Origin of the sequence: Streptomyces kaniharaensis (assembly GCF_009569385.1) — a bacterium.
GTDB classification, from domain to species: Bacteria; Actinomycetota; Actinomycetes; order Streptomycetales; family Streptomycetaceae; genus Kitasatospora; species Kitasatospora kaniharaensis.
This window is the reverse complement of sequence record NZ_WBOF01000003.1, coordinates 44,919-65,067: the sequence shown is the minus strand read 5'-3', so window position 1 is coordinate 65,067 and position 20,149 is coordinate 44,919. Positions and strand designations below refer to the sequence as shown.

General features: G+C 71.6%; 22 protein-coding genes and 1 tRNA gene. 9 read left to right on the top strand and 14 right to left on the bottom strand.

Going from position 1 to position 20,149, the window contains the following annotated elements; translation table 11 throughout:
- Positions 1 to 181: 181 nt before the first annotated feature.
- The 3 genes from F7Q99_RS31445 to F7Q99_RS31435 form a co-directional block, all read right to left on the bottom strand.
- Positions 182 to 1,462: a PQQ-binding-like beta-propeller repeat protein gene (locus F7Q99_RS31445; RefSeq protein WP_153467820.1), complete on the bottom strand. Its 1,281-nt coding sequence runs from the start codon at positions 1,460 to 1,462 to the stop codon at positions 182 to 184.
- 241 nt (positions 1,463 to 1,703) lie between these two features.
- Positions 1,704 to 2,765: a DUF4034 domain-containing protein gene (locus F7Q99_RS31440; RefSeq protein WP_153467817.1), complete on the bottom strand. Its 1,062-nt coding sequence runs from the start codon at positions 2,763 to 2,765 to the stop codon at positions 1,704 to 1,706.
- Positions 2,766 to 3,240: 475 nt separating this feature from the next.
- Entirely contained in the window at positions 3,241 to 3,822 is a 582-nt protein-coding gene (locus F7Q99_RS31435; protein WP_326847379.1) for a TetR/AcrR family transcriptional regulator, read from the bottom strand.
- A gap of 115 nt (positions 3,823 to 3,937) precedes the next feature.
- On the opposite strand from F7Q99_RS31435, the gene F7Q99_RS31430 reads away from it, so the two are divergent.
- Positions 3,938 to 4,318 (top strand): nuclear transport factor 2 family protein, encoded by a 381-nt coding sequence (locus tag F7Q99_RS31430; protein ID WP_153467811.1) that lies wholly within the window; start codon positions 3,938 to 3,940, stop codon positions 4,316 to 4,318.
- On the opposite strand, the gene F7Q99_RS31425 is transcribed toward F7Q99_RS31430, so the two are convergent.
- The 6 genes from F7Q99_RS31425 to F7Q99_RS31400 all read right to left on the bottom strand — a co-directional run bounded on the left by F7Q99_RS31425 (position 4,276) and on the right by F7Q99_RS31400 (position 8,341).
- Entirely contained in the window at positions 4,276 to 4,947 is a 672-nt protein-coding gene (locus F7Q99_RS31425; RefSeq protein ID WP_153467808.1) for a hypothetical protein, read from the bottom strand. The genes F7Q99_RS31430 and F7Q99_RS31425 overlap by 43 nt on opposite strands.
- A 112-nt stretch (positions 4,948 to 5,059) precedes the next feature.
- Positions 5,060 to 5,133 (bottom strand) — tRNA-Gln (locus F7Q99_RS31420).
- A 72-nt stretch (positions 5,134 to 5,205) separates the two neighbouring features.
- Positions 5,206 to 6,579 (bottom strand): hypothetical protein, encoded by a 1,374-nt coding sequence (locus F7Q99_RS31415; RefSeq protein ID WP_153467805.1) that lies wholly within the window; start codon positions 6,577 to 6,579, stop codon positions 5,206 to 5,208.
- Positions 6,580 to 6,780: 201 nt separating this feature from the next.
- Positions 6,781 to 7,347 (bottom strand): dihydrofolate reductase family protein, encoded by a 567-nt coding sequence (locus F7Q99_RS31410; RefSeq protein WP_153467802.1) that lies wholly within the window; start codon positions 7,345 to 7,347, stop codon positions 6,781 to 6,783.
- A 377-nt stretch (positions 7,348 to 7,724) separates the two neighbouring features.
- Positions 7,725 to 8,066, bottom strand: a complete 342-nt coding sequence (locus tag F7Q99_RS31405; RefSeq protein WP_153467799.1) for a hypothetical protein — start codon at positions 8,064 to 8,066, stop codon at positions 7,725 to 7,727.
- Between the two features lie 68 nt (positions 8,067 to 8,134).
- Entirely contained in the window at positions 8,135 to 8,341 is a 207-nt protein-coding gene (locus tag F7Q99_RS31400) for a hypothetical protein (RefSeq protein ID WP_153467796.1), read from the bottom strand.
- A 781-nt stretch (positions 8,342 to 9,122) separates the two neighbouring features.
- Here F7Q99_RS31400 and F7Q99_RS31395 point away from each other — a divergent pair.
- Together F7Q99_RS31395 and F7Q99_RS31390 are read left to right on the top strand one after the other, a co-directional pair.
- Positions 9,123 to 9,956, top strand: a complete 834-nt coding sequence (locus tag F7Q99_RS31395; protein ID WP_153467793.1) for a hypothetical protein — start codon at positions 9,123 to 9,125, stop codon at positions 9,954 to 9,956.
- A gap of 7 nt (positions 9,957 to 9,963) precedes the next feature.
- The gene (locus F7Q99_RS31390; RefSeq protein WP_153467790.1) at positions 9,964 to 10,425 is read left to right on the top strand and encodes a hypothetical protein; all 462 of its coding nucleotides are present in this window, start codon (positions 9,964 to 9,966) and stop codon (positions 10,423 to 10,425) included.
- Positions 10,426 to 10,647: 222 nt separating this feature from the next.
- Here F7Q99_RS31390 and F7Q99_RS31385 read toward each other — a convergent pair whose 3' ends face one another.
- Positions 10,648 to 10,821, bottom strand: coding sequence for a helicase associated domain-containing protein (locus tag F7Q99_RS31385; protein ID WP_230211104.1), 174 nt, complete (start codon positions 10,819 to 10,821; stop codon positions 10,648 to 10,650).
- 245 nt (positions 10,822 to 11,066) lie between these two features.
- Between F7Q99_RS31385 and F7Q99_RS31380 the strand changes: the two genes are divergently transcribed.
- The 4 genes from F7Q99_RS31380 to F7Q99_RS31365 all read left to right on the top strand — a co-directional run bounded on the left by F7Q99_RS31380 (position 11,067) and on the right by F7Q99_RS31365 (position 14,900).
- Positions 11,067 to 11,897, top strand: coding sequence for an SDR family NAD(P)-dependent oxidoreductase (locus tag F7Q99_RS31380; protein WP_153467787.1), 831 nt, complete (start codon positions 11,067 to 11,069; stop codon positions 11,895 to 11,897).
- A 220-nt stretch (positions 11,898 to 12,117) separates the two neighbouring features.
- On the top strand, positions 12,118 to 13,308 hold the full coding sequence (locus tag F7Q99_RS31375) for an NAD(P)/FAD-dependent oxidoreductase (RefSeq protein ID WP_153467784.1): 1,191 nt from the start codon (positions 12,118 to 12,120) through the stop codon (positions 13,306 to 13,308).
- Positions 13,309 to 13,318: 10 nt separating this feature from the next.
- Positions 13,319 to 14,257, top strand: coding sequence for a sigma-70 family RNA polymerase sigma factor (locus F7Q99_RS31370; RefSeq protein WP_153467782.1), 939 nt, complete (start codon positions 13,319 to 13,321; stop codon positions 14,255 to 14,257).
- Between the two features lie 277 nt (positions 14,258 to 14,534).
- Complete coding sequence (locus F7Q99_RS31365; RefSeq protein WP_153467779.1) at positions 14,535 to 14,900, top strand: hypothetical protein; 366 nt, start codon at positions 14,535 to 14,537, stop codon at positions 14,898 to 14,900.
- 223 nt (positions 14,901 to 15,123) lie between these two features.
- On the opposite strand, the gene F7Q99_RS31360 is transcribed toward F7Q99_RS31365, so the two are convergent.
- The 3 genes from F7Q99_RS31360 to F7Q99_RS31350 form a co-directional block, all read right to left on the bottom strand.
- Positions 15,124 to 16,167, bottom strand: coding sequence for a CU044_5270 family protein (locus F7Q99_RS31360; protein ID WP_268267693.1), 1,044 nt, complete (start codon positions 16,165 to 16,167; stop codon positions 15,124 to 15,126).
- Positions 16,168 to 16,181: 14 nt separating this feature from the next.
- Positions 16,182 to 16,820: an RNA polymerase sigma factor gene (locus F7Q99_RS31355; RefSeq protein WP_153467773.1), complete on the bottom strand. Its 639-nt coding sequence runs from the start codon at positions 16,818 to 16,820 to the stop codon at positions 16,182 to 16,184.
- Between the two features lie 142 nt (positions 16,821 to 16,962).
- Positions 16,963 to 17,247 carry a hypothetical protein gene (locus F7Q99_RS31350; RefSeq protein ID WP_153467770.1) on the bottom strand — a complete coding sequence of 95 codons (285 nt, stop codon included), beginning with the start codon at positions 17,245 to 17,247 and terminating at the stop codon, positions 16,963 to 16,965.
- Positions 17,248 to 17,378: 131 nt separating this feature from the next.
- Between F7Q99_RS31350 and F7Q99_RS31345 the strand changes: the two genes are divergently transcribed.
- The gene (locus F7Q99_RS31345; RefSeq protein WP_153467767.1) at positions 17,379 to 17,630 is read left to right on the top strand and encodes a hypothetical protein; all 252 of its coding nucleotides are present in this window, start codon (positions 17,379 to 17,381) and stop codon (positions 17,628 to 17,630) included.
- Positions 17,631 to 17,937: 307 nt separating this feature from the next.
- Complete coding sequence (locus F7Q99_RS31340; RefSeq protein WP_230211103.1) at positions 17,938 to 18,843, top strand: class I SAM-dependent methyltransferase; 906 nt, start codon at positions 17,938 to 17,940, stop codon at positions 18,841 to 18,843.
- Between the two features lie 482 nt (positions 18,844 to 19,325).
- On the opposite strand, the gene F7Q99_RS31335 is transcribed toward F7Q99_RS31340, so the two are convergent.
- Positions 19,326 to 20,105, bottom strand: a complete 780-nt coding sequence (locus F7Q99_RS31335) for a glycoside hydrolase family protein (RefSeq protein ID WP_326847378.1) — start codon at positions 20,103 to 20,105, stop codon at positions 19,326 to 19,328.
- Positions 20,106 to 20,149 lie beyond the last annotated feature (44 nt).

The following is a 20,149-nucleotide window of genomic DNA, read 5'->3' as shown; positions in this document are numbered from 1 at the left end:
GGCCACTCTCGCCGACGAGATCGATGCCATCACTGCCCTCAGCGCTTCGGCGCCCGCTTTCGGACGAGTAGGAGCGCTGCGTAGCCGATCAGCATGAACAGGAGACCTCGGAACACACGCAGTACGACGAGGAACGCCCCGAGCGTACGGGCTGACGATGTGCCATGGCGGGGCGGAGGGGTTACGCGGTCATGCAGTCCAGGACCCGGCCGTCGGCCGTGCCGACGAGCAGGCGGCCGGGTTCGGTGGCGGTGAGCGCCGTCGGGACGGCGGGGACACCGGCGACGGTCAGCCGGTGGCTCCAGCGAAGGGTGCCGTCGCGGAGGTCGAGGGCCAGGAGCTCGCCGTTGCGGTAGGCGACGTAGGCGGTGTCCGGATCGGTGTCGAGGTCGGTGGCGACGTAGTCGGTCCGGAAGACCCAGCGTGGCGCGCCGTCGGTGGCCGCGCGGCGGACGACGAAGGAGCCGCCGGGCTGCAGCCCGTGGCCGCTGTAGACGGTGCCGGCGTGCACCAGGTCGCCGTCGTCGGTCTCCACGCCGGGGCCGGGGAAGTGCGTCTCCCCAGGCTCCCAGGAGAACGGGAACAGGAGCTGGACGCCCGTCCCCTCGGGGGAGCGCACCGAGAGCCAGTGCTGCCTCGGCCCCCGGCGGGCCCGTGGGGCCTCGTTGACGTAGTCCCGGCTGCCGTGCCGGATCCGCAGGCGCTCGTGCCGGTCGATGTACGCCGTGGTGTGGTGCTGGATCAGCAGTCCGTCGGCGAGGGCACTGACGGGCCGCTCTGGGTCGTCCTCCTCTCGGTGGAGGGTGGCCAGGACCGCGCCGTCCAGCAACTCCTCGACGGCGACGACGTGCCGCCGGGGCTCCCAGTCCGGGCTCAGCACGCAAAGAGCTCGGCGGGCCCCGTCCCGTCCATCGGGGCGCGGGGCGGACACCCGGGGGCCCGCCAGGTCAGCAGCGGTGAGCGAACGCGGTGCGGCGGCGCACCAGTCGGGCCGCCGCACGACGGCGACGTGGCCTTCGACCTGCGCCTTCAGGTCGTCCTTCCCGTCGTCGGGCGGTGCCATCAGCATCCGCAGGGTCTGCCCGTCGAGCCACGTCAGTCCGAGGACCTGGCGGCCGAAATCGTGCTCGATCAGGGAGGTGGTGGCGCCCGTTTCCCAGTCGAGCAGGAGCAGTTCCCCCTCGAAGAAGTAGCCGCCGTCGTACTCCCCGGTGCCGGCGGCGAGCAGCGGTGCCGTGGGGTGGAAGGCCAGCGCGTGCACTGGGAAGCGCGTGCGGAGCACGGCCCGGCAGCCGAGGTCTCCCGTGCCGTACACCCCCACCGTCGCCGTCTGGGCGAACCCGCGCTCGCCCGCGACGGCGAGCAGGCCGCGTCCTTCGTCGGGCACGGCGAGGACAGGCTGACCGACCTCGACGAACGGGCGGTCGCCGAGGATGTGAAGGACGCGGAGCGGGGAGGTCATGCAGGAGATCCTTCCAGCGGGCGCCCCGGGCCCTCGCCGAGGGCGGCTCAACTCCGAACAATGACGGGCGTCTTCGAGGAGTTGATGGCGGCGAGGGCTTGGTGGTGCGCGCCGACTGTCCACCCGCAGTACCTGCTCGAAGCGTTGCCTCTCTCGCAGTATCCGCTTCCGCGACGCCGGGCTCGCCCTCTATGAGAATCCCGCCGCGGTCGACGCCGAGGCGACTGCGTTGATCACCTGGCTAGGCCTTCGCCCGAGCGATCGCCTGCACGCAGATCTCGCGCATCCGGTCGAAGGCCTTCTGCGGCTCGTCGTAGTTGCGCCAGGGGCCGGCCACCTCGCGACCCATCACGTGGAACAGCTCCAGCGCCTGTGCCACCCGGGCGTTCATGACCAGCGCCCAGGCGGCCCAGCCCCGGGCAGCCTGAAGCTGCGGATGCGCCGGATCGGCCTGCGCCAGGTCGGCGAGCAGTGCGTCCACGGCTGCGGTGAACTCCGGCGTCCGGTAGGCGGCCGCCCCTGCCTTGTCGCGAGTGATCTGTTCATAGGACGCCCGCACCCTCAAGGTGGTCAGCAGGCTGCCGGCCGGCGCGTCGGCGAGCGCGGTGTCGACGAACGCGTGCATCAGCTCGTGGCTGCCGTGCCACTTGGCGCACCAGTACTGCAGCGCGCCCTCGTGCGCCCGCAGGTGGTGCGGATCACGGGCCACCACCTCGGCCCAGAGCGCACGGAAGTCCTCGTGCGACCAGCCCAGCCCCATGGCAATGGCGATCTGTGCCACCCAGGGATTGGGGTCCTCGGCCGGCGCCAGCTGGACGGCCTCCTGCGCGACCCGCTCCGCCTCGCGCAGGACCTGGTGGAACCCGCGGGCCTGCTCCGTAGTCACCTCGGAGGCGTACCTGCCGGTACGGATCTCCCACGCACGCTGGACCAGCGCATCGGTCTGCAGCAGCACGGCCACCGCGCTGCGCGGCTCCTCCTCGCGCCACAGCCGCAGCCAGTGGTCCTCCGCCACCGCCGCCGCACCCAGCGGTTCCATTCGCATCCAGCGCCGGTTCGCATCACCGTCGCTGCCGGCCTCGGCCAGGTATCCGGCCACCGGGCGCCAGTCACCAGTCCGGGCCGCATCCAGCACGGCCGCCAACTCGGCGGACGGCACATCGCCCGGCAGCACGAGCTGCTCGCGGGGGACCAGGCCCCGTCGCAGCTCGGCCTCCCTGCGGCTTTGCCGCATCCGGGAGACTCGCGAGGAAACGAGCATGCCCGCAACGACCACGAACACAACGAGGGACAAGAAGACCATGAACTGCTTCCTAGCGGACGGGGTGGCACCGCTCGCCCGGACCCGAGCGGTCCCCAGGTGGGGCACCGGGCGCGAACGAGGGCACCACGCGGTCGCACCCCAGCCCCCGCCCTCGCACCTGCGTGCGCGGCGAGGAAGATCGTATCGACACCGCGCACCGCCACCGCACCCCGGACCGGGTCCTGCCCTGGCCGGCTGATAGCTCGACAGGTCGTTCGGTGAATCGGGGCACCTCTCTGGGCTTGATGTGCCGCGGGCCTTCTGACGGTCAAGATCACTTGACAATCGGTCAAGATCACCTGTCGCAGGACAGCTGACCCGTCTCACCGAAGTTTGGCGAGTCTCATCGAAGTTCGACTGGCGTGAGTTTGTCTCGTCGAGGTTTGACCACCGGCTCCAGGGCGGTGTCCTCGATGGCGTTGGGATTCTTGTCGAGGGCGGGCTCCGTGGCCGGCGTGGTGGAGTCGGCGGACGGTCAGCGTTGCGGTCGGGAGGGGTCGCTGAGCAGGTTGGTGACCAGGGCGCGGGCGTAGGCCTCGTCGGTGTCCGGCATGGAGAAGACGACGCGGAAGTAGAGCGGGGCGACGATCCGGTCGAGCAGCCGTTCGGGTGGGGGCGGCGTTTCGCCCCGGCCGCGGGAGGCTTCGAGGACCACGTCGAGGCCGGCGGTGGCGCGTTGCAGGCATTCCCGGAGGCCGCTGCGGCGCTCGTCGATGTCGGGGGAGACCTCCGCCCGGAAGAAGGCGATGCCGCCGGGGCGGGTCAGGTCGGTCAGCGTGCGGACCGCGTAGGCCTCGAGGTCCGTGCGGAGATCGCCGCTGGAAGGGGGCCGGGCATCGGTCTCGTGCTGGGCCGCCAGCTCGGCCAGCAGGGCCTGCAGGGTGCCCCAACGCCGGTAGATGGTGGTGGGGTTGACCCCGGCGCGCTCGGCCACCGCGGGAATCGCCAGCTGGGCCGCGCCGCGCTCGCCGGCCAGGTCAATGACGGCCCGGTGGACGGCCGCCTGGACGCGGGCGCTGCGGCCGCCGGGACGCTTGGCAGGGGTGTCGGCGTTCACGCCTCCCAGGTTAACGCAGAGCGGATTGCTTTTAGTGTCGCATGGGCGCTAGTCTCACTAAAGCAAATCGATCTGCTTTAGGTGGGTTATCGCCATCATTCCGGAGGGGACTGCCATGACCACCACTGCCCGCGACCTCGGCCAGCGCTTCCACGCCGCACTCATCACCGGCGACTGGCCGGCCATCCGGTCCATGCTCCACGACGACGCCACCTGGACTCTGCCGGGCGACAACACCATCAGCGGCACCGTCCTCGGCGGGGACGCCGTGATCGAGCGTGCCCGGAAGATCGCCTCCTACGGTGTCTCCTTCGAGCTGCTGCACGTCCTGGTCAGCCGCGAGAACATGGCCCTGTCGCTGCACAACACCGCCCAGCGCCCGGACGCGGTCCTGGACGAGTACCTGACCACCGTCTGCCACCTGCGCGACGGCAGGATCGCCGACATCGAGACCTACCTGTCCGACGTCCCCGGCATGAACGCCTTCTTCGTCTGACGAGAACCCAGTCGAACAAGTTCTTCATGGATCAGGACGGGCCCACCGCGCTCAGCTTCCGCACCCTCGCGTCCGCGCTGGACATCTCCGTCGCCTCCCTCCAGCACCGCTGCACCGACCTGGCCGGTCTGCTGGACCCGGTGACCGACCATCTCGCCGCACGCCTGCCGGTCGACCAGCGACCCCAAGGCCGCCCAGGCCACCACCCGCAACGCGCTGGCCGCCCTCGACCCGGAGGAGTTCCCGCGGGTCCGGAGCTCCCAGGCCCGCACCGGGGCCGCTGGTCGTCGCTGACCGCCAACCGCAAGGTCGACCTGGGCGCGCTGCGCCGCCTCGGCCAGGCCGTTCGGCCCGCCGCCACGGGGCCCACCCCGGCCGACGGCCCGCAGGCCCGGATCGCCGAGCCGTGGCGCCGCCTGCTCGGGGTCGAGCACGTGGGCGGGGTCGAGCGGCTGCCAGACTGCGGCGTTGGTGCGGTGCTGCTCCAGGTCCGCGAGGCGGGCCACGCCGGCCTTCACGGTCGTCAGCGTCCGGGCGACGAGCGGGTGGCGGTCGGTGAGGGCCTGGAGGTCGCGGATCTGCTGCCAGGCTGCCTGCTCGCTCGTGTCGGCCAGGACGAACAGGCCCACCTCACTGGGCGCGGCGTCGACGTCGCCCTCGGCGGCCGTCTGTCCCGGGAAGGAGAACGCCAGTCAGCGGCTCCCATCCCCAGCCGGCTACGGTCTCGTCGACCGGCAGCGGCGGCGAGGACAGGATTCGAACCTGCGTCCACCCGGAAGTCAGAGCCGGGCGCTCCTCCGCAGAGCTTCCTCGCCGCCACCGCGATCATCGCCAGGCCCGCCGCCGGCGGTCAACCGATAATCGCGGCGTCGCGGCGGCAGCCCCGGTCAGGCCCACTCCTCGGCGGCGGCCCGCTTGCCCTTGCCCGAGAAGATCCCGGCCGACCGCAACGCGCTCGCCATCAGCGGATCCCTGACGGCGACCCCGTGCACCAGCTCGGGCGTCCGCTGGAAGGCGACGGCCCGGACCGCCGGCCTGGCGGTGGTCCAGGCCCCGGCCACCGGATCCACCTTGTAGCGGGCGCAGACCCGCTCGACCAGGGACCGCGGGCACTGCTGCTCGCCCCGCAGCACCTCCCAGGGCAGCGGCAGGTCCGCCCAGACGTAGGTGTCCGGGTGCAGCCCGCCGTGCGTCCTGCGGCGCCAGTTGGCGACGTCGGCCGCCATCAGACGGGGCACCTTGCCGGGGCAGAACCGGTCCAGAATGCGGTCCTCGCCCAACTCGGCCACCAGCGCGAACCAGTGGGCCCGCGCGGTGTTCCACGCCTGCGCGGCCTGGTTCCACGTCGACGAGTCGTTGCCACGGCGCACGACCATCGTGGTGCGTTCCAGCGGCTGCCGGTTCCAGGCATCCTCCAGCAGACCGGCGACCTCGCGCAGCACGCCGTTCCAGCGGACCAGCAACCGGGCGAGGTCCTGGTCGGACACCTGGGCCAGCACCTCGGCCCTCGGGTGCACATGAGCGACCGCGTACCAGCCGGTCCGCTCCGGACTGGCCTGCAACCGGCGGAACAGCGCCTCGGCGACCTCGTCGTAGACCTGGCGCTGGCGCCCGTTGGTGAAGATGCTCCGCATGTAGCCGCGCGCCGTGACGTACGCGATGAAGGCCGCCGTGTCCACGTCCGCGGCGAACAGCTCGTACGGCAGGCCATGGGCGAGCGCGCCCTTGCCGGTCAGGGCGATCTCGCGGCGGCGCTGTTCGTGGAGCAGCCGCGCCAGCTTGGCCTCCATTCGCCGCAGCAGCCGAAAGCGTTTGTTGTACTGGCGCTTGGAGACCTCGCCGAGGCCCGCCTCCGCGCGCCCTGCCCGGTCGAGACGGTCCAGACCGAAGTCGTTCTGCCCGTACGCCCGGCCGATCTCCTCGCCCGCACGCCGGACGACCTCCTCGATCCGGGCCGGATCGTCCCCGGCGCTGTCCGGGAGCTCCGGTACGCCCTCGAACAGCACTGCGGCCCGGGCGAGTTGACGCTGCGCACCGACCGGGCGAGCGAACTCCTCCCGCATGGACGTGTAGCCGTGCCAGAGGTTGCGCAGTGAGTGCTCGGCGGCCTTCGCGAGGGCGTCCCGGGTGTCCGGGTCGAGTTCGGTGCCGGCGGCGGCGTACACGTCCTGGAGGAGCCGGGCCACGTCTTCCGGGCGCTTGCGCAGGGCGAGTGTGGCGTGCAGCTCACGAAGCAGCTGTTCGACAGTGGTGGACGGCATGGCGCTCACCCTGTCACCAGCCCGCCCACGGCTCCACCGGTTATCCGGCCGCCAGACCGTAAACGTGCTGGCCGACGACACGGCGCCGTCCGGGCGCCCGAGGTGATCGCCGCGGCCCCAAGGGCCGCATTGTTTGGCGGACGTCGCCGCGGGCTGCGCTGACTCCCAACCGTCACCCGGCACCCGGCGGCGGGAAGCTGCTCAGCGCCTCGTCTCGTACCTGGTCAGGACCACGCCGCCGGGAAACGTCCGCGTCTCCACCAGGTTCAGGTTCACCCAGCTGTCCAGCGCGGTGAAGAACGGCGTGCCGCCGCCCACCAGGACCGGATGGGCGGCGATCACGTACTCGTCGATCAGCCCGGCGCGCATGGCCGCCCCGGCAAGCGTTGCGCCGCCGATGTTCATTGGGCCGCCGTCCTCGGCCTTGAGCCGGGTGATCTCGGCGATCGCGTCGCCGGTGACCAGGCGGGTGTTCCAGTCGACCTCGTCGATCGTCGAGGAGAACACCACCTTCGGCGTGTCCCGCCAGGTCCGCGCGAACTCGATCTCCGCCGGGGTGGCGTTGGGCTGTTGGTCGCCGGTAGGCCAGTAGGAGCTCATCGTCTCCCATAGCTTGCGCCCGTACAGCGACAGGCCACTCGCCTGCTCGTGGTCGAGCCACCACTGGAACAGCTCGTGGCTCGGCGGTCCGCTCCAGCCGATGTCGTCGCCGGCCGCGGCGATGTAGCCGTCCAGGGTCAGGTTCATGCCGTAGATCAGTTTCCGCATGGCCCAGCCTTCCGTCCGTGGGTGTCCGGCGTATAGACCAGCGCGGTGCGGGAAACTCATCGGTGCGCGATCTGGGCTCGCCGGTAGTCCTCGTGCTCGGGGCTCAGCCTGGTGTACTCGGCCGACACGGGCAAGCCGCCTGATCTCGACCTCGCCCTCGCGGGAAATGCCACGGATTTGAGACTGATCATGGGGTGACAAGGCCGTGAGACAGCCAAGAACGCCCAGGTCACGCAAGATCGACATGTCACGAGCGGCGAGACCCTACACAGCCTGGTGTCCGCCGACGAGTAGCCGTTCCCCGCGCGGCCCGCCCATGCCGACGGACGGGCCGCCCCACCGCGACCACCAGCAGTGGCCGACCCCGGGGCGGCGGGTCAGTCGCAGTAGGAGGAGCGTCCGAGCAGCACCATGCCGATGCCGCAGAGGATCGCGACCGCCGTGAGCGCCCAGGCCGTTACCGCGGAGGCGCGGGAGCGGCCCCAGAGCACGGCCGCCCAGCACAGCAGGACCGCGAGGACCCCGAAGCCTGCCAGGGCGAGGGCCGCGAACGTGGGCGGCACCCAGCCGGGGCCCTTGCCCCAGCAGCCCCTGCTCCTGCCGAACAGCAGATGCCACGCCTCCACGCCGCACCCGGCCAGCGTGACGGCCGCGGCCGCGGCCGCGGCGCGCAGCCACCGTGCCCGGGACGGCGTCAACCAGGTCCGTTCTGCTTCCACGAGCTCTCCCGGGTCGGTTCGGTGCAGGGCAGGACACTTGCGGCTTCCGGCAGTGGTTCGGCTGTACGCTACTGGCCGCGCACGGCGGCGTTCAGCAGTGCCGCCGTCCGGCTGTTCCACAGGACGGCCGACGAGACGTCGTCGTTTCCGTCGCCCCCGCCGTCGACCCCTCCGATCGAGGCGATGGCCACGCCCCGCTGGGTGTCGTTGCTGTAGTTCTCCATCAGCAGCGTTCCGGAGACGCCGTTGGCGAAGCCCTCGCACGGGAACTCCACATGCCAGGTGTAGTTGCGCAGCCGGTGGGTCGCGGTGATGCACTGCAGGGGCGTGCTGCGGTTGCCGGGGTAGGCGGTGAGCTCGCTGTAGTTGCGGTAGCCGGCCCCGGTGCGCCAGCCGTTCGCCCCGACGACGTCCTGGACCCGCCGCCCGCGCTGGTCCTTGAGGACCAGGAAGCCGTAGTCGTAGTCGGGGTGCCGGTTCTTGCGCCACTGGGTGGCGATGTAGCGGGACTTGACGGTCCACTTGCCGTAGGGCCCGGTTCCCCCGAACCCGGTGCAACCGCCAGCATGACGGTCATGTCGGTCAACTGTCGCATCACCAAACGGGATTGGACGTCAGTCCATCGTGGGAGGCGGTACCGCCGGTACCCCCGCCAAGTGGGGGGTGAAGAGGATTTCCCTCCCATTCGGCGTCGAACGTCCCACGCATCCGAAACTCCAACGCATTCGAGCAGCCTTTCCCTTCCATTCCTTTCCATTCCCTTTCGTGCCGTTCCGTTCTGTTCCATTCGGTTGTGCCGGGTTCCGACACCACGTGTGTACGTCCGCAATCCGTCACCTCCCCGGGCGCAAGCCCCGCCGGACGGAGACCGTGTCATCCCGCCGAACGAGGTCTCGGTACCCGATCGGCTGGACTTCCGCCGAGGCGACCCGGGATGGCCCGAGATGCCCCGAGTGCCGGAAAGCCCCGCTGCTAGGTTCCCAAGACCGGCTGCCGCCAAGGCAGTTCCCGATCCCGGGGACTCCCGCGCCAGCCACGACTTCGGGGAGCTTGCTCATGTCGCAGTCGCAGTTACGGACGTCACGGTCCCGGCGGATCACGGCCGCCATTGCCCTCGCCCTGAGCGCGGCAGTTCTCGCGCCGATACCGGCGGCCCACGCCGTGCCGGCCCACGTGGGGCGGGCCCCGGCCCGGACCGGAGCCGCGTTCACCGTCACCGAGGACCTCGGCAACGCCACCGCCACGCTCACCATCGACCTCGACCCGCCCGCCCCGTCGAGCGACGGCACCCCGCCGGCCCGCTCCGACGCGGACATCGCCCAGGAACTGGCGAAGCTGACCGAGATGGTGGCCGCCGCCCCGGCCCCCGCGAGCGACCTGAGCGCGGAGGAGCGGGCCGTCCTGGAGGCCGACGTCGTCTCCCCCGAGGAGCCGGAGCCGGATGCCGCCACGGGCCCGACGGTGGCTGCGGCCAAGGGCGGCGAGGTCGCCGCCGGGCAGGACCCGGGCGGCGGCTCGCCCGGCCGAGGCGTGCTCAAGTGCTACGACAACCGCAGCTGGACGGACGCCCGCGGGACCTTCTCCGCCCGCCACAACTGCGCCTACAGCAACATCAACTGGGGGTACAAGATCTCCCCGGCGATGCAGGCCGTCATCAGCAGCCCGGTGCGGGAGACCGGTCTGCGCTGGTGGCGCAACGGCAAGTCGCAGCCGGCCAACAGCCCGCACACGGTGGGCAAGTCGTACCTGTTCCACGGGACGATCGGCCCGGTCGCTTCGTGGGACGCGATCGACTACCAGGACTACATGACCTTCTCGGTCAACGTGGGCGGGCGCCCCGGACGCGGCACGCTGACGTTCGCCGGCGGCCTGGTACCGCTTCGCGGATAATCGCCGGATGACGAATCCCTCGACGGCGGCGGCCGACTGGGCCAGAACGGTCCTGGACCGTCTCGGCCTGGGCGGCCGCTGCCGCATCGACGTGACGACCGTGCCGGAGGGCCGGCCCTCCCCGCTGCCCGGCCCCGACGCGCCCTACCACTCGGCGCTGACCATCGGCCCGCCAGGCGAGCCAGACGGGCCGGACGGCCCGCCGCCGGAGGCCGGTGTACACGTGACCGTCACCCTGGACGCGGAGTGGACGCGGGTCCACCTGCCGCCGGACCTGGCACCGGCCGACGCCCTGGTGCTGCTGGCGGACCGGCTGCAGGACTGGGCGATCGAACTGACCCACGGTGCGGCGCTCCCCCCGTGCCCGGGGCACGCGCACCCTATGCGCGCGGCGGTGGTGGACGGCGCCGCCGTGTGGTGCTGCCCGGCCCGGCCGGAAGGCACCGGCACCCTCCTCCCGATCGCCTGACCGACCGGTGCGCCGCCGCCCCGATGGCCGCGGGCCGCCCCTGTCCCTGAGCACGTGCCCGTCCGGCCCGGGCTGGACGGGCACCCTCATGAAAGGCGGCCCAAGAAGGCCGTCAGGCCGCCTCCACACCGCCCGCCCGCCGCCCATTTCCTCGGACGCGGCGGGTACAGGCTGGCAGAGACGGCCTGGAGCGTTTCTCGCGGGCACCGGGCCCGGCTGGTCTCAGCGCCAGTCGAGCCCGAGTGCGGCGAGTCGGTCGAACTGCTCAGCGGTGAGCTTGGCCCGACGGCCCTTGGCGTTCGACAAGAACACCCCGAGCTTGATCTCCACGGTGCGGCCGTCGCCGTCGGGGATCTCCTCGAGGTGGCTCTGGTGCAGGTCGCCAAGGCGTACCACTCGCCCTTCGTACAGGACTTCACCCGCCGGCAAAGCCGGCCCGACTCGCTCCCGGTATGACCCGTCGCCGCCGCACGGGCGGCGGCGACTGACCTGATCAGCGATCAGATCATCGTGTCGTAGGACGTAGTCCCCGGACCTGCCCGCCGACTTGTCCGGCTCGGTGGGCGGCCTCGTCCGACCGTAGAAACGTATGCATATGATCATTCAGACTCCAGGCGATCACTCGAGAGGGCTGAACGGCAATGACGGACCAGCGAGTTGTCATCGTCACCGGCGGGGGGACTGGCATCGGTGCCGCAACCGCGCGGCTGCTACGCGCGGCCGGGCATCATGTGGTCGTCTCCGGGCGTCGGCCCGAGCCGCTGCGTCGTGTCGCAGAGGAGTCCGGAGCCCTTGCGCACCCCGCCGACATCGGCGACCCCGACGCCGTTCGCGGTCTCGTGGACGCGACCATGGCTGCGTACGGTCGGCTGGACGGGCTTGTACTCAACGCGGGCACCGGGCGCAGCGGAGGTGTCGGCGACCTGTCGATCGAGGACTGGGAGGCCGTGATACGGATCAATCTCACCGGCCCCTTCCTTCTTCAGCGCGCCGCGCTGCCTCACTTGTTGGAGGCACGTGGCTCGGTGGTTGCCGTCGCCTCGGTGTCCGCGCTGCGCAACGGAGTGGGCAACGCCGCCTACGCGACGTCCAAGGCCGCCCTGCTCCAGCTCTGCCGTTCCCTGGCCGTCGACTACGGGCAGTACGGGCTGCGCGCCAATACCGTGTGCCCCAGCTGGGTGCGTACCGATATGGCCGACCGGCGGATGGCGCGCTTCGCCGACGAGGCGAGCCTGGGGGAGGGCGGCACCGAGGCGGCGTACGAGGCGGCGACCCGGCTCATTCCCGCGCGCCGCCCCGGCGAGCCGCACGAGGTCGCGGAGGCCATCGCCTGGCTGCTCTCGCCCGCCGCGTCCTTCGTCAACGGGGCGGTGCTCACTGTCGACGGCGGTGTGACGGCTGTCGACCCCGGGACCGTCGCGTTCGACTTCCGCGTCGAACCACGCAGCTCGTTTGCGGGCTACCAGAACTGAATCCGCCAAGTGAAGAGCTCAGTCACAGGTCGGGCACTGAGCGCCTCGGTTGGCGGGTTGTGTGACGCCGACCCGTTTCGACTGCCTCCGACAGGCCCACGCGCCTGTCGGAGGCTCAGCCGCCCGTCATGGTCAGGTGACCCGCGTCACGTCCGGCTCTTGTCAGCAATCGGGGCGCCGTCTCGTTCAAGGGGCACGCGAACGAGACAGGAGCAACGCCATGAAGCACCGCATCGTCGTACTCGGCGCCGGATACGCCGGGGCCTTCGCCGCCGGGAACCTGGCCCGCCGGCTCTCGCCCGCCGACACCGAGATCACCGTCGTCAACGCCGTGCCCGACTTCGTTGAGCGGATGCGGCTCCACCAGCTCGCGATCGGCCAGGATCTCGCGTTCCGCATGCTCGCCGACGTATTCGCGGGCACCGGGGTGCGGCTGCGCCTGGCACGCGTCACCGGCGTCGACCCCGAGCGCAGGACCGTTGCCGTGACCGGCGAGGACGGCGACGGTGAGCTCGCGTACGACACGCTTCTCTATGCGCTCGGCAGCTCGGTCGCCCACCATGGCGTCCCCGGCGTGGCCGAGTACGCCTTCGATGTGACCGGCCGGGCCTCGGCGCTGCGTCTGCGCGAGCGCCTGGCCGGCCTGGGCGAGGGCGGCACCGTGCTGGTCGTCGGCGAAGGGCTGACCGGCATCGAGACCGCCACCGAGTTCGCCGAGTCCCGGTCCGACCTCTCGGTCGCGCTCGCTGCCCGCGGCGAGCTGGGCGCATGGCTCTCCCCGAAGGCCCGCCGTCACCTGCGCCGGGCGTTCGACCGACTCGGCATCACCGTCCACGAGCACACGGGCATCGAAGCCGTCGAGCCGACGCGGGCGATCGCCGCCGGCGGCAGGTCCATCCCGGCCGACGTGACCGTGTGGTCGGCCGGGTTCGCCGTGCACCCCATCGCGGCCGCCAGCGGCCTCGAGGTCGCCGAGACCGGCCAGATCGTCGTCGACCGCACCATGCGCTCGGTCTCGCACCCCGACGTCTACGCCGCCGGTGACTGCGCGTACGCGATCGGCGAGAACGGCCGGCCGCTGCCGATGTCCTGCGCCTCGGCCGGCTACACCAACATGCAGGCGACCGCCGCGATCATCGCGCGCCTGACGGGCAGCGAGGTCCCGACCACCGGGCTGAAGTACCACGGCAACCACATCAGCCTCGGGCAGCGGGACGCGATCTTCCAGATGGTGGACGGGGACGTCCGGTCGAAGTCCTGGTACCTGGGCGGCCGGACCGCCGCGTGGCTCAAGTCGGGCGTCCTCAAGGGGGCCGGGTGGAGCATCGCCCACCCGACATTCGGCATGCCCAAGCGCAAGCGCCGCCTGGCCACCGCGTCTGACCGGCCCGGTGTGAAGGTCGCCGCATAGGCTGCTCCGCATGGACAGCGCAGCCATCGATCGGTTCGAGGCCAGCCGGGGCCGGCTGGCCTCGCTCGCGTACCGTCTGCTCGGCTCGGCGGCCGACGCCGAGGACGCCGTGCAGGACGCGTTCCTGCGCTGGCAGGCCGCGGACCGGGAACGCATCGAGGTGCCGCAGGCGTGGCTGACCAAGGTCGTCACCAATCTCTGCCTCGACCGGCTCCGCTCGGCGCAGGCGCGCCATGAGCGCGCTGTCGGAGACTGGCTGCCCGAGCCGCTCCTGGAGGGCGACCCGATGCTCGGCCCTGCCGATACCTTCGAGCAGCGCGAATCGGTGTCCTTGGCCGTACTGACCCTCATGGAGCGCCTCTCGCCGGTCGAGCGGGCCGTCTACGTCCTGCGCGAGGCCTTCTCGTACCCCCACGCCGAGATCGCCGGGATCCTCGACATCACCGAGGCTGCGAGCCAGCAGCACGCCCACCGGGCCCGCCGCCGGGTCGTCGCCGAACGCCGCCGCGGCGACGAGGTGGACCCCGCGTCCGCGCGCCGGGTCGTCGAGGAGTTCCTCGCCGCCGCCATGTCGGGGCGCACCGATCGGCTGGTGGCGATGCTCACCGCCGACGCGACCGCAGTCTCGGACGGCGCCGGGCTGGCCAGGCGGCTGCTGCGCTACCAGTCGCGCGAGCGCATCGCCTCCTACGTGCGGGCCGGCTTCAAGCCGACTCCGGCGAAGCGGCGGCTGGCCGGCGGTTCCCTCGCGATGCACATCGCGCTGGTCAACGGCTCCCCGGCGGTCCTCGCCGTGGTCGACGACCGGGTCGTGGGCGCCGTGGCGTTCGAAGTCAGCGACGGCAAGGTCGCGTCCCTGCGCGGCATCGCCGCCGCGGACCGGCTCGCGCGCCTCAACGAGGCATGGCGGCAGCATGAACCCGACGCGCCGGTCATCAACGCATGGTGACCAGAGCCACCAGAGTCCGGCTAAAGACCAAAATGCCGAACCGCAGGGGATCCCGTGGCCGGGGCACCGAGAAAGACACGCGGCGGCGTGGCTGTTGCGCCCACACCGCACGCGCCTCGGCCGACGTCGTGCCGCCAGCCGCTGTGCGCGGGGCTGAGATTCCCCACTGCCTGGATGCGGCAGACCTGGCACCGGCAGACCCTGGGAGAGGAACCGACCACGGAGGAGAGCGATGACCGGTGCCAGCCCCTCACGGGAACCGAGTGCGATGGTGCACATGACCATCGCCGGTGCGCTACCCGTGGCGAACGTGGTCGCCGACGTGGTGGGCCAGTCGTTCAGGCTGATCGCTGTCCCGAGTCCTGGCACGGCCGGGGACTACGTCTCACCCGCCGATCGGGTGGTCCGCACCCGCTGGCAGGTGGATACGTCGGCGCCGATCCCAGAACCCGCCACACGGCCGGTTGCCCTCGCACATGCTGGTGCCGGCCCGGTGAAAGTGGAGCTCGGCGGCAGAGCCGATGCCGTGGTCAAGGTTGAGGCGCTGATCCGCTCCCGTTTCCGTGCCGGAGCGCCGGCGGGGGTTTCACAGGCGTTCGAAGTGTGGCCCGAGAGTCCGCCGCCCACCACAGGCCAGGCGTGACCGAGGCAGGTCACGATCGGCACCCGCACACGATCGAGCAACGCACCGTCCAACTGTCGAAGCCGGGGTTGACACCCGGATCACCAAGACCGGGAACGGCCCGGGTGGCTGGGCGGAGCTCGGAGGCAGCACCCCCGTGGCTGCCTCCGAGCTGCGCCGGCTGCTCAGGCGGTACGAGACGTCGTCGGCGGGCTTCCGCGTCTCCTACCGCCGGTGGGTCGGGTCAGTTGCTGGGCTCGGCCTCCAGTTTGTCGACGATGGTCGAGGTGAGGATGGCCGAGGCGTAGTCGAAGCCCTTGCCGTCGCCGGCGCCCGGGGACGGGTTGCCCGCGGGCGGGAGGCCGTCGGGGCCGGCGGGCGGGAGGTCGGAGAGGAGGACCTCGCGCACGCCGAGGAAGGCGCCGGTGGTCTTGTCGAAGATCAGGGCCACGCGCATGGTGCCGTTGGTGCCGACCACCGCGACGCCGTGCCGACCTGCCGCGTCCGCCTCGTCGGCGACCACGGCCGTGCCCGGGATCTTCGCGGCCGCCTCCATGAGCGCTCCCGCGACGGTGGGCGGCGCCGCGATGTTCTGGAAGATCATCTGGACGTCCCCGAAGGCGAACTGGTTGTACATCTTCGGGGTCATCGGCATCCCCGACACCCGCTTGGCGCGGTCGAAGGAGAGCAGTTGCTGCAGGAGCTGCTGCGGGTCGGTGGGCAGGGAGGCGACGAACTTGTAGGTCGGGGCGTCGAAGCTCGCCGTTCGCGGGGCGCCGGGGACGTCCGACAGCCTGGCGGGCCACGGACTGCGTCCGTTGCCCATCGTCGGGTCCAGGATCAGGCCGCCGGACTTGCCGTCGACCGGGAACCACGACTTGCGTTCGTGCTTGGTCTCGCGGGCGCCGTCCTGGATCTCCCGCCGGTAGACGAACTGGGTGGCCCTGGCCCCGGGGTCGGGGCTGCTCGCGGCGGCCTTCGCGGCGCGGGCGAGCAGGCCCGCGGCGTCGGTCGGCTCGGGCGCGGGCGTGGCCGACGGGGTGGGCGACGCGGACGGGGTGGGGGTGGCCGGGGCGGACGAGGCCGACAGGGTCGGCGCCGCGGGGGCGGCGTCGCCGTGGTCGCGGTCCGGGATGGACACCACGGTGACGGCCGCCAGCGCGCCGACCGCCAGCGGGGCGGCGACCGTCCACACCAGCCTGCGCCGCGGCCGCGCTGCGTTCGTCTCGGCGGCGATCTCACTCATCAGATGCTCCTTCAGGAACCGTTGGCGGCCGGCGGGGAGCATCTCGGGCGAGTTGTTCATCGGGTCTCCTCCTGCAACGACCGGGCGGCTTCGAAGCCGCCACCCCGTACCTGTCCGGTGGCGGGAGCGGGTTCCCGGCATTTCGCCGGCTCGTGCAGCTCGTTCTCGGCGAGCGCGCGCAGCCGGGCCCGTGCCCGGGACAGGCGCGAGCGCACGGTGCCCACCGGGACGCCGAGCGCCTCGGCCGCCGACGCGTAGTCGAGCCCCACCCACACGCAGAGCCGGAACACCTCGCGCTCGGAACGGCGCAGCGCGGGCAGTGCGCGGCGCGCGGCGGCCAGTTGGGCGCCGTCGTCGATCCGGGAGACCAGTTCGTCGGCGAAGTCCGGTACGGCCTCGCGCTCGGCCAGGCGCGCCATCGCCGCCCGGTGGCGCCGGGCCGCCCGCGCGGTGTTGCGCAGCACGTTGGTGGCGATCCCGAAGACCCATGGGCGAAGGTCGTCGTCGCCCTCGTGCAGTTTGGCGCGCAGGCGCCAGGCCTCCAGGAAGGTCAGTGACACCACGTCCTCGGCGGCCGCCCAGTCCGCCAGGGTGCGCAGCGCGTATGCGTACACGGCCTGGGCGTGCGCGTCGAAGACCTCGCCGAGTGCGCCCTGGTCCCCGGCGCGCAGGCGCGCCCGTTGTGACAGTTCCATGTCCTCCCCTGTCCGCTGGCCGCGCGGAGTTCCATGTGAGCCACATCACGTGCGCGTGGTCGGTGGGCCGCCGGGCTCGGCGTCGATTCTCGTTGCGGCGGGGAGCGGGGAAGGTGCGGGTGTGCCGGGGCGCCCGGCGGTGTCAGCCGGGCGGCGCCGTAGGGCGGGCCACCCCCCTCGGGCCGCCCCTTCGCCGTTCCCGCCCGCCGTCTACAGCTCCGTTCACCCGCACGGCCGTCCGCCCCGGTCGTTGAGCGGGTGCCAGATCGGTGCGGCCGTTGCGGCGCTGGATGAGGTCCTCGATGCGGGCGGCGCCGGCCGGGACAGTGGCGAGCAGCTCGGCGGTGGCCGGGTTCTCCTCGGCGGCCAGCCGCGGATCCGCCACCACCGAGCGCGCCTGGGCCGCGCCGGTGCCAGCCAGGACCACCAGCAGCCGTGGGAACGCCCGCCAACGCCGCTCCCACGTCCGGCCCCGGCCCGTCCGGGCCCGCCTGCTCCCACAGCCGGGCGCAGGCCAGCCAGCTGCGCCGCGGTCTCCTCGGCGCGGACAGCGGGGCGGTGGCGTTCGACGAAGGTCCGCAGCCAGTGCCGGGTCCGTGCCGTCCCCGGCACTGCCGGGCGGTCATCACCGACCTGGAGGCGAAGCTCGGCCTCCGCCGCACGCCGGACGAGCTGATGGCCCGCGCCTTGGTTCATGCCGGCCTCGAGCACGACAGCTGGTTCGCGTCGCTGTTCCGGATCGCCGAGCTCGTTCCGCTGCCCGTGGGTGCCGGTCGTCAGGCATCGGGGACGCGGCGTCGATCTGGCTGATCACGTATCCGGCGTGGGAGACGGTTCGCGGTATGTTCGTGATCGGGATGGCGGTGTACTTCTCCTAACTCGTACCGACACTCGGAGCTGGCGCATGCGGACGCGCGCGGAATTCCGCAGGACTGATCCCGGGACCGGGGCGATGCTCCGCCTGATGCTGTTCCCTCCATCCGCCCCCACCGTGGAGCAACGAGCCTTCTACCGGGCCGCGTTGGCGGACGGAGTGGGCCGGTTCCTGCATCCGCGCCGGGACACCTGCCCTTGGTGCGGGTCGTTCCGACTGGAATTTCTCCTCCAAACCGGTGATTTGATCCAGCGGAAGGCGGGCTCCTTCACCCTGGACCGCTGCGCCGACTGCCGCCACGTCTTCCAGAATCCCCAGCTCAACGAGGACGGACTGGCCTTCTACTACCGCGACTTCTACGACGGCTTCTGGGAGGCCAGGGCCAAGGAAGCCTTCGCGGGCCAGCAACGGGCCTACCGGCGGCGCGCGGAGTTCGTGGCCCGCCACGCGGCCCCCAGAACCTGGCTCGACGTGGGCACCGGACACGGACACTTCTGCGAGACGGCCGCCGCCACGTTTCCCGGCACCGCCTTCGACGGCCTCGACCGTGGCGACGGCGTGGAACTGGCGGAGCGCCAGGGCCGGATCCGTCTCGGCTACCGCGGCCTCTTCCCCGAACTCGCCCCCACACTGGCCGACGGCTACGACATGGTCAGCATGCAGCACTACCTGGAGCACTCCGTCGTCCCCCAGCGGGAACTGGACGCCGCGGCGCGGGTCGTCCGCCCCGGAGGCCACCTCTTCATCGAAGTGCCCGACCCCGAATGCCGCTACGGCCGCCTCCTCGGCCGCTGGTGGAACCCGTGGTTCCAGCCGCAGCACCTGCACCTGGTTCCTCTGCCGAATCTGCGCCGGTACGTGGAGGAGCTGGGCTTCACGGTGATCGCCGAGGAACGCTGTTTCTTCGACGGCCCGCTCAGCCTCCAGACGGCTGCCGGCCTGCTGATGTTCAACACGGCGCCTCCGGAGGACGCCCCGTGGCGTCCGGTGGCTTCGACACGCCTCCGGACCGCCGTCCGCGTCGCGGCGCTGGGCGCCATGGCACCGCTCCTGATCGCCGCGGCCCTGGCCGACCACCTCACCCGCCTGCTCCCGCCCCGTGCCCGCGTGACCGACGCGTACCGACTGCTGGCGCGCAAGCCGGTCTGACGGGGCCGGGCCGGCAGGAGCTGTTCCGGCGTGCGGCGCCTTGTGGCGCTTCGGCTGCCCCCGGACGGCACTGCCTCATCGAGGCGTTGGACAAGCCGAACGACCGGGCCGCCTAAAGAACAGTGGACCCGCCGCCCGGGAGGCCGCTAGGCCGCCCAGGAGAGCGAGCTTACCGGCACGCTCATGCTCCCAGTCGGGGTCCAGAACGACGAGGCGGAAGCCGCAGCTGTCGTACCAGCCGGCGTCTATGTTGATCTCCCGACTCCGCAGGCCACCCTTCTCCACCACGTCCTGTGCGGTCAGCCACGGCGGTGGTGCGGTACGGGCCCAATACAGGTCCTCCGAATCGTTGGCCTCGACTGTCCCATCCGGCAGACGCCGAACCTCCAGGGCGTTGTAGATGCCAGTGGGACGTGCGGTATTCGCCTGGCCATGTGTCCTACCTCGTTTTCGTCTGTTTCTGACTGGTGATGAGGGAGCGCTCAGCCGGCCGCCCGGTAGGCCGCACCCACCTGGTTGGGCGTCGCCCCGTTGTAGAGACCGGTGCCGCCGCGGTCCGCGGAGAGCGTGAACCACGCATAGCGTTCGATGAAGGGCAGCCCCTGCAGCATGGCAGCCGACTTCGTCACGAACGCGGCCTGCTGTTGCGGCGTCGGATACCGCGGGGTGCCGCTCGAGAAGTCGATCAGGGCGTACTCGGTGAGCCAGATCGGCTTCTTGTAGCGTTCGTAGGTGGCCTGAAGGTAGCTCCGCAGCTGAGCGGTCGCGGCGTCGGCACGAAAGTCCGAGCCGTACCAGTGCAGCGGGATGAAGTCGACCTTGTAGTGACGGTCGGCGGCGCCCTTCATGAACTGGTCGAGCCAGCCGCCCGCAAGGTCGCCACCGCTCGCCACCGCGGGCGCCCCCAGCCGCATCCCTGTCGACTGGAGCCGGGGCCAGAGATCGAGGGCCTGGCCCGCGCTCATGTCGGCCTGCCCTGGCAGGTCGGGTTCGTTGAAGCCGAGCAGGGTCTTGCCCCCCTGCTTGGCCGTGTTGAGTTGTGCGTCGGTCACCGAGGCCGCACCCCAGATCATGGGCACGAACTCGACGCCGGCCGGCGGCCTGATCTGCTGCCGGTCCGAGGACCAGGTGTAGAACCAGCTGACCTTGGCGTCCGCCATTGCCTGGGTGACGCGGGTGAAGTTCCAGGCACTCACGCCCTTCTTCTTCACCGCGTCGGCTGACGCGCCGGCCGGGGCGCCGGCCGTGAGCCAGGTCAACACCGCGAGTACAGTAAACAGGCGTGTTCCACGCCGCAAAGTGTTCC